The organism is Pseudomonas bharatica (assembly GCF_048586865.1).
Classification (GTDB): Bacteria; Pseudomonadota; Gammaproteobacteria; order Pseudomonadales; family Pseudomonadaceae; genus Aquipseudomonas; species Aquipseudomonas bharatica.
Genome location: NZ_JBMAWR010000036.1, coordinates 1 through 12,435 on the forward strand (window position 1 = coordinate 1; position 12,435 = coordinate 12,435).

At 64.7% G+C, this 12,435-nt stretch carries 9 protein-coding genes and 1 pseudogene; 4 read left to right on the plus strand and 6 right to left on the minus strand.

Annotated features, from left to right (window positions below; translation table 11 throughout):
* The 5 genes and pseudogenes from ACKLLE_RS25840 to ACKLLE_RS25860 all read right to left on the minus strand — a co-directional run.
* A partial coding sequence (locus ACKLLE_RS25840; RefSeq protein ID WP_420059433.1) for a gamma-glutamyltransferase family protein occupies positions 1-1,476 on the minus strand: 1,476 nt, incomplete at its 3' end.
* Between the two features lie 42 nt (positions 1,477-1,518).
* Positions 1,519-2,298, minus strand: coding sequence for an amino acid ABC transporter ATP-binding protein (locus tag ACKLLE_RS25845; RefSeq protein WP_009400315.1), 780 nt, complete (start codon positions 2,296-2,298; stop codon positions 1,519-1,521).
* 3 nt (positions 2,299-2,301) lie between these two features.
* A pseudogene (locus ACKLLE_RS25850) lies at positions 2,302-3,077 on the minus strand (amino acid ABC transporter permease).
* 12 nt (positions 3,078-3,089) lie between these two features.
* Positions 3,090-3,896 carry an ABC transporter substrate-binding protein gene (locus ACKLLE_RS25855; protein WP_064303088.1) on the minus strand — a complete coding sequence of 269 codons (807 nt, stop codon included), beginning with the start codon at positions 3,894-3,896 and terminating at the stop codon, positions 3,090-3,092.
* A gap of 71 nt (positions 3,897-3,967) precedes the next feature.
* A complete protein-coding gene (locus ACKLLE_RS25860; protein WP_064303087.1) occupies positions 3,968-4,636 on the minus strand; it encodes a GntR family transcriptional regulator in 669 nt (222 codons plus the stop codon).
* 476 nt (positions 4,637-5,112) lie between these two features.
* On the opposite strand from ACKLLE_RS25860, the gene ACKLLE_RS25865 reads away from it, so the two are divergent.
* The 4 genes from ACKLLE_RS25865 to ACKLLE_RS25880 all read left to right on the plus strand — a co-directional run bounded on the left by ACKLLE_RS25865 (position 5,113) and on the right by ACKLLE_RS25880 (position 10,148).
* Positions 5,113-7,530, plus strand: a complete 2,418-nt coding sequence (locus ACKLLE_RS25865) for a glucose/quinate/shikimate family membrane-bound PQQ-dependent dehydrogenase (RefSeq protein ID WP_420059434.1) — start codon at positions 5,113-5,115, stop codon at positions 7,528-7,530.
* A 56-nt stretch (positions 7,531-7,586) separates the two neighbouring features.
* Positions 7,587-8,843, plus strand: a complete 1,257-nt coding sequence (locus ACKLLE_RS25870) for a carbohydrate porin (protein WP_420059435.1) — start codon at positions 7,587-7,589, stop codon at positions 8,841-8,843.
* A gap of 116 nt (positions 8,844-8,959) precedes the next feature.
* Positions 8,960-9,607 carry a DUF1345 domain-containing protein gene (locus ACKLLE_RS25875; RefSeq protein ID WP_420059436.1) on the plus strand — a complete coding sequence of 216 codons (648 nt, stop codon included), beginning with the start codon at positions 8,960-8,962 and terminating at the stop codon, positions 9,605-9,607.
* Between the two features lie 280 nt (positions 9,608-9,887).
* A complete protein-coding gene (locus ACKLLE_RS25880; protein WP_009400322.1) occupies positions 9,888-10,148 on the plus strand; it encodes a DUF1652 domain-containing protein in 261 nt (86 codons plus the stop codon).
* 17 nt (positions 10,149-10,165) lie between these two features.
* Here the strand turns inward: ACKLLE_RS25880 and ACKLLE_RS25885 are convergent, their stop codons facing one another.
* Complete coding sequence (locus ACKLLE_RS25885) at positions 10,166-12,250, minus strand: putative bifunctional diguanylate cyclase/phosphodiesterase (RefSeq protein ID WP_420059437.1); 2,085 nt, start codon at positions 12,248-12,250, stop codon at positions 10,166-10,168.
* Positions 12,251-12,435 lie beyond the last annotated feature (185 nt).

Consider the following 12,435-nt stretch of genomic DNA (forward strand, 5'->3'; position numbering starts at 1 on the left):
CCTGATCAGCGAGTTGATCAAATCCCGCGAAGCCCCCTGCTCGACCCCAACCTTCATCCCCCCCAACCACTGCCACCTCGGCGCATCCAGTGCCGCCTGCGGATTCAGCCCGAAATCCACCATATTCATCACCATCTGCACATGCCCTTGCGGCTGCATATACCCACCCATCACGCCAAACGGTCCGAGCGCTTCCCCGTTCCTGGTCAGGAACCCCGGGATGATCGTGTGGAAGGTCTTTTTCCCCGGGAGAAGACAGTTGGCATGCGACGGATTCAGGCTGAACTCCTGCCCCCGGTTTTGCAGCGCGATGCCGCTGTGCGGCAGCACCACCCCCGAGCCGAAGCCGTGGTAGTTGCTCTGGATGAACGAGACCATATTTCCTTCGCCATCCGCCGCAGCCAGGTACACCGTGCCGCTGGCCAGCGGGTCGCCATGCAGCGGCGGTTGTGCCTGTTCGCCGATCTGCGCCCGGCGCCGCGCCGCGTATTGGTCACTGAGCAAGTCCGCTACCGCCACCCGCATATGCTGCGGGTCGGTGATGTAGTGCAGCCCGTCGCTGTAGGCCAGCTTCATCGCTTCCAGCTGGCGGTGCCAGGTCAGTTGGCTGTCGCGGTGGTCGAAGTCGAAGCCTTCCAGGATCTTCAGTGCCATCAAGGCCACCAGCCCTTGCCCGCTTGGCGGGATTTCCCAAACGTCCACCCCGCGGTAGTTGATCGAGATCGGATCGACCCATTGCGCCCGATACCCTTCCAGATCATTGGCCCGCAGGTACCCGCCAGTAGCCCGTGAGTGCGCATCCAGCCGCTCGGCAATAGCGCCTCGATAGAAACTCTCGCACCGGGTCGCGGCCAGCTCTGCCAAGGTCTCGGCCTGCGCCGGGTTGAAGAACATCTCCCCCGCCCTGGGCGCCCGCCCGTCGATCAGGAATGTATCGAACCAGGCCTGCAACACCCCATCCCGATGCGGCGAGAACTCCTTCAACGCAATCGCCCATTGATGCGCCACCACCGGCGAGACCGGAAAGCCCTCCCGTGCCAGGCTGATCGCCGGTTGCAGCAGGTCGGCGAAGGGCAGCCGGCCGAAGCGTTCCGACAGTACGGCCCAGGCCGAGGGACAGCCGGGTACCGTCACTGGCGTCCAGCCATACAGCGGCATTGCCGAGTGCCCGGCAGACTTGACTGCCTCCACCGACAACGCTGCCGGCGCCTGCCCGTTGCCATTGAGCCCATGCAATTGCCCCTTGACCCATACCAGCGCGAACGCATCCCCGCCAATGCCGCACCCCGTGGGCTCCACCACCGTCAGCGCCGCCGCCGTGGCAATGGCGGCATCGATGGCGTTGCCGCCCTTTTGCATGATCTCGATCCCGGCCTGCGCGGCCAGCGGCTGGGAGGCGGCGACCATCCCACGCCGGGCGAATACGCTCTGGCGCTGGGATGGATAGGGATATTCGTGGGCAGACAGTTTCAACATGGCTTGGCTCTCTTCATAGTCAGGAACGGGTGGGCCACAGACTCAGAGCACACGGCTGAGAAAGGCCCGGGTACGCGGGTGGCTCGGGTGGTTGAAGATCTGCTCCGGCGGGCCCTGTTCGATCAGTTCACCCTGGTCGAGCACCACCACGCGGTCGGCAACCTCCTTGGCGAAGCCCATTTCATGGGTGACCACCACCATGGTCATGCCCTCCTCGGCCAGTTCCTTCATTACTTGCAGCACCTCGCCAACGATCTCCGGATCGAGGGCGCTGGTGGGTTCGTCGAACAGCATGGCCTGCGGCTTCATGGCCAGGGCGCGGGCGATGGCGACCCGTTGTTGCTGGCCGCCGGAGAGCATCGACGGGTAGTGCCCGCCCTTGTCCGCCAGGCCGACCCGGGCGAGGAGCTTCTTCGCCTGTTCCAGTGCTTCGGCCTTGGACACACCGAGCACCTGCACCGGCGCTTCGATGATGTTCTCCAGCGCGGTCATGTGCGGGAACAGGTTGAAGCGCTGGAAGACCATGCCGATATCCCGGCGCTGGCGGGCGATATTGCGTTCGGAGTCGCGTACCAGGCTGCCATCCGGGCGCTCGCGGTAGCCCATGGCGTGGCCGTTGACGCGGATGCGCCCGCCCTGGATGTCTTCCAGCAGGTTGATGCAGCGGATGAAGGTGGTCTTGCCCGAACCCGAAGCGCCGATCAGCACCACCACTTCGCCGCGCTTCACTTGCAGGGATACGCCCTTGAGGATCTGCAAGGCGCCGAAGGACTTATGGATGTCCAGCGCCTCGATCACCAGTTCTTCGCTCTTCTGCGCCATGGCTCAGCGTCCTCTCAGCAATTTCAGGGTGCCGCGGCCGAACATGCGGCTGGCGGCCGGGGGCGGCGCGCTGGGCCGGTCGGACTGGCCGAAGCGGTTTTCCAGCCAGCGCTGGAAAAAGCCCCACAGGGTGGTGAGCAACAGGAAGTAGATGGCGACCACCAGGTACAGCTCGAACACACGGAAGGTCGCCGAGGTGACCATCTGCGTGCTGAGCAGCAGCTCCTGCACGCCGATCACGCTGACCAAGGTGGTGTTCTTGAGCATCACGTTGAATTCGTTGCCGATCGGCGGAACGATCACCCGAAAGGCCTGGGGCAGCACGATGCGGCGCATCAGCTTGCCGAAGGTCATGCCCAGGGAACGCCCGGCCTCGTATTGCCCCTTGTCCACGGCGCCGATGCCGGCGCGGATGATCTCGGCCATGTAGGCGCCTTCGTTGAGGCCCAGGGCGATGATCGCCGCCTGGATATTGCCGGGGACGACCAGGCCGAACAGCTCGATGTCCTCGAAGCGGAAGATCCCGCCCGCCGCCAGCGCGGTGTAGAGAAAGACGATCTGCACCAGCAGCGGCGTGCCGCGCATCAGCCACACATAGAAGCGCACCGGCATTGCAGCAGCGGGTTGCTCGACAGGCGCATCAGCGCTGCGGCCAGCCCCAGGGCGCAGCCTAGGGCCATGGCCAGCACGGCGATCAGGCAGGTCAGCCACAGCCCGGTAAGGTACACCCCACTGGGCTGCAGCAGGTATTGCCAGAACACATCCCAATTGAAGTTCATGCCCGCTGTTCCTCAGTCGAGTGTGTCGCTGCTGACGTGCCAGGCGCCCAGCAATTTCGCGTAGCTGCCGTCGGCGCGCATGTCGTCGATGATCTGCTGTACCGCTGCGGTGAGTTGTGGGTCGTCCTTGCGCATGCCCAGGCCGGTGAGGATGCGGCTGAACGCAGGTACGCCTTCTTCGAACAGGTCCGGGGCCATGGCGGCGTAGTAGCCGGCGGTTTCCACCGTGGTGCCGTAGGCGTCGACCTGGCTGATGCGCAGGGCCTGGAAGGCGTCGGTATCGGTGTTGTAGACCACCACTTTCATCGGCGCCTTGCCGGCCTTGGCCAGGGTGTCGTTATGGGCGTCGAGCAGGGTCTTGATGGTGGAGCCGTTGAGCACGGCGACCTTGTGCCCGGAGAGGTCGTCGAGGGTCTTCAGCCCCTTGGGATTGCCCTTGGGCACCACCACCGCCTGGCTGGAATACATGTAGTTGACGATATCGATCACCTGGCGCCGTTCGGGCTTGTCGAACAACTGGTCGACGATCATGTCGCACTGCCCGGCCAGCAGCGCCGGGACCAGCCCGGAGAACGGAATCACCCGCCATTGCACGTCCTTGTTGCCGAGGCGCTTGGCGATTTCGAGGCCGAGGTCGACGGTCAGCCCGCGGGGCTTTTGCGCGGCATCGAAGGAGACCAGGGGCGGCGAATCCATCCCCGAGCAATAGGTGAGTTTTTCGACCGTCTTCAGGCGCTCCGGCACCTGGGGCGCGGCGGCGGCCCATTGCGTGCTCAGACCGAGGGAAACAGCCACCAGCAAGGCGCGGCGTAGATGCATGACCAGACACTCCACTTCGTTGGAAAACGGCAGGATTCAAAGTCAACACACGGACGGGTTCGGGCCCGCCTCTATTTTTCCGATTGCAGGAACTGGATCAGCGCCGGAACGGTGCCCTCGATATGCTCGCGGACCACGGCTTCGGCCTTGTCGGCATCGCCGGCGCGAATGGCATCGAGGATCACCGCGTGCTCCTCGCGGGCGCTGAGGGGCTTTTCGCCGTGCTGCAGCCACAGGCGCATGGGCGCCTCGACCAGCGAGTACAGCGCGGAAATCTGTTTCATCAGGCGCGGCCGGCCGCTGAAGCTGCAGAGGTACTCGTGGAAGGCGCGGTGCCGGCGCACCCACTGGGCGCTCTCGTCGCGGTAGTCGTCCATCTCGTCAAGCATGCGCTCCAGGGCCGCCAGCTGGCGTTCGCCGATATGGGCCACGGCCACGCGCACGGCCAGGCCTTCAAGGGCGCTGCGCATTTCAAAGACTTCGTGCAGTTCCTCGATATCCAGGCCGCTGACCACCGCGCCGCGATTGGGACGCAGCGTCACCAGGCCCTGGGCGTCAAGGCGGCGAAAGGCCTCGCGCACCGGCATGCGGCTCATGCCGATCTCGCTGGCGATGTCTTCGGCGATCAGGCGGTCACCCTTGCGGTAGCGGCCGCAGCAGATGGCTTCGAGGAGGAAGTTGTAGGCCTCTTCCTCGGCGGTCTGCGGCTGACGGTCAACGTAGGCGGGGGCGAATTGCATGGGGCTCACCTTTGTATTTTTGTATCCAATTATCCATGGATATGAAAAAGCAGGATGTGTGCCAGGTTGTTCGAATGGGCGTTAAAGGATTGATTTGGATGGGAATGGTGGTGATGGAGGCTGCAGTGGGCTGGTGGGTGGTGCTACCAAATGGCTCAGAGCACGACCCAAATCCGTGCATCCCGGTAACAACCTCAACCGCCCAAACGACGCGGACCCTGTGGGAGCGGGTTTACCCGCGATTACGGTAGTGAATTCACCATCGCAATCGCGGGTGAACCCGCTCCCACAGGGTCCGTATCTCTCCAGATGAAGATGTGGAACCCCACCTGCAAGCGTTCCGTTGAAGGGCTACGCTCAACTCAGCCAATACCCGGCATTCAACCCGGTTTTTCACATTCGACCAATGAACTATCTGGTTAATTAGCTAGCTAAGCGTATAATCGCCACCGCATTCACACAGCGAGATACCCGGCATGACCCCTCAACCTCAGGCCTCCGGCCTAAGCAAATTCATCCTGATCGGGCTGGGCGTGATCATCGCCCTGCTCGGCCTGGCCCTGGCGGCGGGCGGTGTTCGCCTGACTACCCTGGGTGGCAGTTGGTACTTCCTGATCGGCGGTGCGGCCATGGCCGTGGCCGGCATCCTTATCGCCCTGCGCAAGCCGGCCGGTGCCTGGCTGTTCGGCGCGTTCCTGGTGGCCACGGCGATCTGGGCGCTGGTCGATACCGACCGCAGCTTCTGGCCGATGTTCTCCCGCCTGTTCATGTTCAGCGTCATCGGCCTGGTGGTCGCGCTGGTGTACCCGATGCTCAAGCGCGCCAGCGGTGCGAGCGGCGGTCGCGGTGCCTACGCTGTCGCCGGCGTACTGGCCATTGGCGTGGTGTGGGCCGTGGGTAACATGTTCGTCGCCCACCCGACCGTGGCAGCCAAGGGCGATGGCCCGGCACTGACCCCGGTGGATCCGGCCAAGGCGCAGAAGGACTGGGCGCACTATGGCAACACCGAGGGTGGCAGCCGCTTCGCCGCGCTGGACCAGATCAACCGCGGCAACATCGACAAGCTCAAGGTGGCCTGGACCTACCGCACCGGCGATATCGCCATCAGCGACGGCAACGGCGCCGAAGACCAGCTGACCCCGTTGCAGATCGGCAACAAGGTGTTCATCTGCACCCCGCACAACAACCTGATCGCTCTCGATGCCGATAGCGGCAAGGAGCTGTGGCGCAACGATATCAACGCCCAGTCCAAGGTCTGGCAGCGTTGCCGTGGCCTGGCCTACTTCGATGCAAGCCAGCCGATCGTGCAGCCGACCCAGCCGAACAGCATCCCGGTGATCGCGGCCAGCGTGCCGGCAGGTGCCGCCTGCGAGCGTCGCCTGCTGACCAACACCATCGACGGCCGCCTGATCGCGGTGGACGCCGATACCGGCGCCTTCTGCGAAGGCTTCGGCAACAAGGGCCAGGTCGATCTGAAGGCCGGCCTGGGCGATGTCCCGGACTCCTACTACCAGCTGTCCTCGGCACCGCTGATGGCCGGGACCACCGTGGTGGTCGGCGGACGTGTCGCCGATAACGTGCAGACCGACATGCCCGGCGGCGTGATCCGCGGCTTCGACGTGATCACCGGCGCCATGCGCTGGGCCTTCGACCCGGGCAACCCGGAGGACAAGCAGGCCCCGGCCGACGGCAAGACCTATGTGCGCAGCACGCCGAACAGCTGGGCACCGATGTCCTACGACGCGGCGATGAACACCGTGTTCCTGCCGATGGGCAGTTCGTCCACCGACCTCTACGGTGCCGAACGCACCCAGTTGAACCACAAGTACGGCGCCTCCGTGGTCGCCCTCGACGCCAGCACCGGTGCCGAGAAGTGGGTCTACCAGACCGTGCACAACGACCTCTGGGACTTCGACCTGCCGATGCAGCCGAGCCTGATCGACTTCACCAAGGACGACGGCAGCCAGGTTCCGGCCGTGGTCATCGGCACCAAGGCCGGGCAGATCTACGTGCTCGACCGCGCCACCGGCCAGCCGCTGACCAAGGTCGAGGAAGTCCCGGTGAAAACCGCCGACATTCCTGGCGAGCAGTACTCCAAGACCCAGCCACGCTCCGTGGGCATGCCGCAGATCGGCGCGCAGACCCTGACCGAGTCGGACATGTGGGGCGCCACCCCGTATGACCAGCTGCTGTGCCGCATCGACTTCAAGAAGATGCGCTACGACGGCCTGTACACGGCGCCGGGCACCGACCTGTCGCTGAGCTTCCCGGGTTCGCTGGGCGGCATGAACTGGGGCAGCCTGTCGACCGACCCGGTCAACGGCTTGATCTTCGTCAACGACATGCGCCTGGGCCTGTGGATCCAGATGATCCCGTCGACCAACAAGGGCCAGGCGGCGGGCGGCGGTGAAGCGTTGAACACCGGCATGGGCGCGGTACCGCTGAAAGGCACGCCGTATGCGGTGAACAAGAACCGCTTCCTGTCGGTTGCCGGCATTCCGTGCCAGGCCCCGCCCTACGGCACCCTGACCGCCATCGACATGAAGACTCGCCAGGTTGCCTGGCAAGTACCGGTCGGCACCGTCGAGGACACCGGCCCGCTGGGTATCCGCATGCACCTGCCGCTGCCGATCGGCCTGCCGACCCTTGGCGGCACCCTGTCGACCCAGGGCGGCCTGGTGTTCATCGCCGGCACCCAGGACTTCTACCTGCGCGCCTTCGATAGCGGCAACGGCAAGGAAATCTGGAAAGCCCGCCTGCCCGTCGGCAGCCAGGGTGGCCCGATGACCTATGTGTCGCCGAAAACCGGCAAGCAGTACGTGGTCATCACCGCTGGCGGCGCACGCCAGTCCACCGACCGCGGCGACTACGTGATCGCCTACGCCCTGCCTTGACCCTCTCCAGCGCCCGCCGTCGCGGCGGGCGCTCGCGTTATCCCGGAACTACCGATATGTCTTCTTCTCCGCGTTACCTTCCCGTCGCTCTGCTGGGCGCTTGCCTGCTGCCCTCGTTCGCCTTCGCCGATTCGACCCTGACCGGCGACTGGGGCGGCCTGCGCAGCCAGATGGACGCCGACGGCATCCGCTTTACCGGCGACTACAGCGGCGAGAGCGTCTACAACACCCACGGCGGCCTCAAGCGTTCGGCGCGCTACTCGCAGAACCTCAAGCTCGGCGTGCGTTTCGACCTGGACAAGCTGCTCCAGGCCGAGAATGCCGGCGTGGTGCAACTGACCATCAACGACCGCCGCGGCAACGACGGCTCCGGCGACCTGGTCGGTAACCGCCTGCCGTTGCAGGAAAACTACGGTGGCCTGTACACCCGCCTGACCGAACTGAGCTACGAACGCACGCTGTTCACCCCGGACCTGGACGTCAAGCTCGGCTACATGGCCATGGGCAATGACCTCGGCGGGCTCGACAGCGGCATCCTGTGCAACTTCATGAACGCCGGCTTTTGCGGGCATCCGCTGAACATGTCCGGTGGCAGCGGCTGGACCAACTACCCCAATGCACGCCTTGGCGTGCGGGTGAAGTACAGCTTCGATCCGGCCTGGCAACTGCGTGTCGCGGCCTTTGCCGTGGACCCGGAAAGCAACGGCAACTCCAGCCGCGCCTGGAACATCACGCCCAAGCACAAGACCGGCACCGTGGTGCCGGTGGAGCTGGTGTACAAGAAGCTCGATGGCCTGCCGGGCGAGTACAAGGTCGGCTGGTACTACGACAGCTCCGATGCCAAGCGTATCGGCAGCGACGAGGAAGTCGCCGGGCGTGGTGGGCACTACGTGCTGCTGGACCAGGCGGTATGGCAGGCTCCTGACCTGAAGGGCCAGACCCTGCATGTGTTCGGCCAGGCTGCCGCAGCCAGCTCGGCGGCGTCGCCGTTCAGCAAGTGGTACAGCACCGGCGTGGTGCTCAAGCAGCCGTTCGCCAGCCGGCCGAACGATACCCTGGCGCTTGGCTTCGGCCGGGCCGTGCCGAACCCGCGCAGCCGCGAGGTCCAGGAGCAGAATGCGCTGGCCAATGGTGAAGACTTCCCGAGCCTGGGCAATGCCGAGCGCCTGATCGAGCTGAGCTATGGCTACCAGGCGACGCCCTGGCTGACCCTGCGCCCGGATGTGCAATACATCATGGAGCCGGGGGCGTTCTCCGGCGCTGATATCGATAACGCGCTGGTGGTGGGCTTGCAGGTGAAGGCAGCCCTATAACCCGTGATCTTGCCGATGGCCCGCGATGAGGCCATCGGCAGCATCCTCGCCGCACCGAGCCACCTGCCCGGCCCGATCGTCTACAGTTGCCTGAAGCCCACGCCCCGCGAGCCCTCATGGCAATCCACAAACTGGCCCGAACCCATCCGCGCCTTTCCGCCGCTGCCGTCCTCGGTGTGCTCGGCGGCCTGCTCCTTCCTGCCGGCGACACGATCCAGCACATCCTCGCCGGATGGAACATCGCCGTATGGATCTACCTTGCCCTGATCCTGCAACTGACCTTCAAGGCCGGCGCCGACAAGGTCCGATGCATCGCCGAGGAAGAGGACGAGAACGCCGCGCTGGTGCTCTTCGTGGTCAGCATCGCCGCCGTTGCCAGCCTGGCCGCGGTAACCCTGCAACTGGCCGGCAGCAAGGACCTGCAAGGCCAGGCGCGGCTGCTGCACTACGCCTGGACCGGCTTGACCGTGGCCGGCTCCTGGCTGTTGATCGGTACCATCTTCAGCCTGCATTACGCGCGGCTGTTCTATACCGGCGCCGGCAAGGAGCCGCTGCTGCGCTTTCCCGACGGCGAGCTGCGGCCCGACTTCTGGGATTTCCACTACTTCTCGTTCACCATCAGCGTGGCCGTGCAGACCTCCGACGTGGGCATTGGCGGCAAGCGCATGCGCAGGGTGGTGCTCCTGCACTCGCTGATCGGCTTCCTGTTCAACACGGCGATCCTCGGTTTCACCGTGAACATCGCCGCCGGCCTGTTGAGCTGAAGCCCGGCGCTTGCCGCCGGTCGGAAAACATGGATCCACTGTGCGTCGACATTACGTCGCGCAACCCGGCAAACCGCGCCGCGAGTGGCGAAAAAAACGTTTGCGCAAATCCCCGGGGCGACCAGGGAATGTGACCACTGTCATGGAACGGTAAAAAGCATCGGGAATTATTGCTTTTCACCCAAAGCAATACTGCTATGGTTAGCCTCTGGCCGGAAAAGGCCTACAACTTTGGTCGAATTCATTCAGGGTTATCGTCGCGCGATACAAGGAGGCCTGCATGAACAAGTTAACCTTCCCCGGCGCGTGCCAGATGATGCGCTGGCATTTTCACCCGCTGGGCTTCGAAGCGAGCATGGATGCGCCGCGCAGCATGGTCGCGCGGTTGTTCGACCGGGCCACCGGTGAAACCCTGCTGGCCATCGCCGGCATCCCCTGCTCCACCGTCATGGCCGCTCACGATGTCGAGCGGATCATCGAAGCGGTGGAAGACGAACTGGAAGCGTTCCAGCCGTCCTGCGCCCTCAAGCGCTCGGCCTGATTCCCGCGCATCAGGCCTCAGGCCCCTGCCTGGGCCACCCGCACCTTCTCTATGTTTTTGAGAAAAGCCTCGGCCGGCATCGGCTGGCCGAGCAGGTAACCCTGCAGCGAATCGCAGCCCAGGCGGGTGAGGAAATCCTGCTGGCGGTCGGTTTCCACCCCTTCGGCAACGATGCGCAGGCCCAGCGCCTGGCCCAGGGCGACGATCGCCGAAACGATCGCCGCGTCGTCGCTGTCCTGCTCCAGATCGCGGACGAAGCCGCGATCGATCTTCAGTTCGTTGGCCGGCAGGCGCTTGAGGTACATCAAGCTCGAATAGCCGGTACCGAAGTCGTCGATGGACAGATCCACCCCCATGTCCGACAGGCGTTGCAGCACATGCAGGCTGGCATCGGCATCGTGCATGGCGGTGGTTTCGGTGATTTCCAGGGTCAGGCTGTTGGGCGCCAGGTCATTGCGCTGCAGTGCTGCGGCGACGCTGTCCACCAGCCCGGCGTGGCAGAACTGGATGGCCGACAGGTTGACCGCGATGCGCCAGTCGGTGAAGCCCTGGTCGACCCACTCGCGCATCTGCCGGCACGCTTCCTCCAGCACCCACTCGCCGATGGGAATGATCAGGCCGGTCTTTTCCGCCAGGGTGATGAAGCGGTCCGGCAACAGCAGGCCGTGCAGCGGGTGCTCCCAGCGCACCAGGGCCTCGGCGCCGACCGGGTGGCGGCCGATGGCGTCGTACTTGGGCTGGTAGAACAGGCGGAACTGCTTTTCCTCCACCGCCGTGCGCAGGTCCTGAAGCAACTGCAGTTGCAGGCGCGCGTTGCTGTTCATCGACACGTCGAAGAAGCTGTAGCCATTCTTCCCGGCGCTCTTGGCGTGGTACATGGCCGCGTCGGCGTTGCGCAGCAGTTCGTGCTGGTCGGCGCCGTTGCCGGGATACAGGACGATGCCGATGCTCGCCGAGATCTGCAGGTTCTGCTCGGCCACGCGGAACGCCCGGGACACCAGGTTGACCTGCTTGGCGGCCACGTTGACGGCGTCGTCCGGGTCGTCCAGTTCCACCAGCAGGACGAACTCGTCACCGCCGATCCGCGCCAGGGTGTCCTGGCTGTGCAGGTGGCCACGCAAGCGCACGGCCACTTCCTTGAGCAACTGGTCGCCGGTGTGATGGCCAAAGGCGTCGTTGACCGGCTTGAAGCCGTCCAGGTCGATGAACATCAGGGCGAACTGGCCCCCATGCTCGACGACCTTCTTCATGGCCTGGTCGATGCGGTCGGCCAGCAAGGTGCGGTTGGGCAATCCGGTGAGGGTATCGTGCAGGGCCAGTTGGGTCAGTTCCTGGTTGGCCAGGGTCAGGGAGCGCGCAAGCTCCGCGGTGCGGGCTTCCAGGCGCGCGTCGAGCACCGAGGTGAGCAGCGCCACCGACAGCACGGCAAGGGTGGTGATCAGCACCAGGTAGTCCAGCCCGTCGCCATTGAAGCCGGTTTCGAAGGCGCCGCAGAAACTGCCTTCGGGGAAATTGGCCGCGGCCATGCCGGTGTAGTGCATGCCGACGATGGCAATTCCCATCACTACCGCCGCGCCGCCACGTACCTGACGCACGTACGGGGTGTTGCGGCGCAGGCGGAAGGCGATCCACAGCGCCGCCATCGACGCGCCGACCGCAATCAGCAGGGACAGGCCGAACAGCAGCGGGTCGTACTGGATGCCCGGCTGCATGCGCATCGCCGCCATGCCGGTGTAGTGCATGCACGCGATACCGGCGCCCATGATCACGGCGCCCAGCAGAAGCATGTGCAGCGGCAGGCTGCGCTGGCTGACCAGCCACAGGGCGAAGCCCGAGGACAGGACGGCGATGACCAGCGACAGCAAGGTCAGGGTGACGTCGTAGCCCAGCTGGATCGGCAGGCTGAAGGCGAGCATGCCGATGAAGTGCATCGACCAGACGCCCATCCCCATGGCCATGGCACCACCAGCCATCCACAGGTACACCGCACGGCCCTTGGCGGTAGCCAGGCGCCCGGTCAGGTCCAGGGCGGTATAGGACGCCAGGATCGCCACGCACAGGGAAATGATGACCAGGGAGGGGGAATAACTGCCGTTCAGCATCGAGCAATCCAGGACGGAAAAAAAGCGCGGGCAATGTGCCAGCGCAAAAATCCGATGATTGTACTCAAGCTTTTGGGAAACGCACGGAGTTTCAATGGTGACCGGATGAACTGAAGGCTGGACGCGGACCCTGTGGGAGCGGGTTCACCCGCGATTACGGGAGTGAATCCACCATCGCAATCGCG

What these genes read in the sequence shown, in the direction of transcription:
- ACKLLE_RS25865 (WP_420059434.1), top strand. Translation starts at nt 5,113, where the DNA reads ATGACCCCTCAACCTCAGGCCTCCGGCCTAAGCAAATTCATCCTGATC.
- ACKLLE_RS25885 (WP_420059437.1), bottom strand. Translation starts at nt 12,250, where the DNA reads ATGCTGAACGGCAGTTATTCCCCCTCCCTGGTCATCATTTCCCTGTGC.
- ACKLLE_RS25855 (WP_064303088.1), bottom strand. Translation starts at nt 3,896, where the DNA reads ATGCATCTACGCCGCGCCTTGCTGGTGGCTGTTTCCCTCGGTCTGAGC.
- ACKLLE_RS25870 (WP_420059435.1), top strand. Translation starts at nt 7,587, where the DNA reads ATGTCTTCTTCTCCGCGTTACCTTCCCGTCGCTCTGCTGGGCGCTTGC.
- ACKLLE_RS25880 (WP_009400322.1), top strand. Translation starts at nt 9,888, where the DNA reads ATGAACAAGTTAACCTTCCCCGGCGCGTGCCAGATGATGCGCTGGCAT.
- ACKLLE_RS25860 (WP_064303087.1), bottom strand. Translation starts at nt 4,636, where the DNA reads ATGCAATTCGCCCCCGCCTACGTTGACCGTCAGCCGCAGACCGCCGAG.
- ACKLLE_RS25845 (WP_009400315.1), bottom strand. Translation starts at nt 2,298, where the DNA reads ATGGCGCAGAAGAGCGAAGAACTGGTGATCGAGGCGCTGGACATCCAT.
- ACKLLE_RS25875 (WP_420059436.1), top strand. Translation starts at nt 8,960, where the DNA reads ATGGCAATCCACAAACTGGCCCGAACCCATCCGCGCCTTTCCGCCGCT.